Raw genomic sequence first — 987 nt, 5'->3', positions numbered from 1 at the left:
ACGGATCTTACCAATGACTTTACAGGCTGTGCACCTCAGGAAATCGAAACTCTTGATGCTCTTTCCCTTGTTTGTAAGGTGACCTATGCTAATGGTCGACCAGCCGTAAAACTTTCAGATAATCCTGAAAAAACGATCGGTAATTCAAAAGAAGTACAACGTTATCTCAATTTTTTTAGTAATAAAAAGCGAATTGCTAGATCTATAAAGACGTAGTTTCCGGTTCTTTAAAACGAGTATATTGACTCACCATATTGTTTATAAGATTGATTTTTGTCCTGCCCTAAAGATGGGGTTCTTAACCTTTGCTGGTCTGTAAATAGTTCGGCTGTTTTTTGAGCAGATTCTACTTGGGCTACCACGCATACGCTTCACTTACATAAGGATCGACAGATCAGATTTAAAAAAATACTTAACGTGCTAGGGAAGTTTAGCCAAGGGGGCTTCCTTATATCATTTTAATAAATAACGGTGTTATACGGCATAACAAGATACTATCATTTTGCATGTTGAATGAGCGCGAATATCATAAATTTTTCTCATTTCAACCCTGTTAAATCAAGCACACTAATCTCCTTGCGTGTATGAAGATTTTCAATTTTTAAGGGTTGTTGTTGTAGCTCGACAGTAGGTTTTGTACTAAGTGGGAAGAGATAGGATTAAGTAGGAATACGTGGTAATTTGTTGTTTTTATGTACAATTTTGACCATTAAATGCGCATTTTGTCAAAATAAATTTTGACGCCTAAAATTGCAAAAATTACCGAAAATCAGAAAAAATGCGTTTCCATAGTAAAAATGAAAAAAGGCTTTGAAACCCCTTTGAGAACACCTTTAAAATTCTTTGAAAAAAAATAAATTGGTAAAAAAACTAGCGTCAAAATATACAAAACCAAATGATAAGCTACAATTGTAACATTAGGAATTGCTAAGGCAACATTGGAGGATGACAAATAGCATGGTGACTATCAGTGTGCATTTTGCAAGG

Annotated in this window: 1 pseudogene; it reads left to right on the top strand. The window is 34.7% G+C overall.

Going from position 1 to position 987, the window contains the following annotated elements:
* Positions 1–216, top strand: a pseudogene (locus tag ACFIKE_RS11405) (nicotinate phosphoribosyltransferase); the annotation flags it as partial.
* Between the last annotated feature and the right edge of the window lie 771 nt (positions 217–987).

Origin of the sequence: Bartonella sp. MU70NMGDW, from assembly GCF_042194085.1 — a bacterium.
Classification (GTDB): domain Bacteria; phylum Pseudomonadota; class Alphaproteobacteria; order Rhizobiales; family Rhizobiaceae; genus Bartonella; species Bartonella grahamii.
The sequence above is the reverse complement of the archived record's forward strand: the minus strand, read 5'-3'. Positions and strand labels throughout refer to the sequence as shown.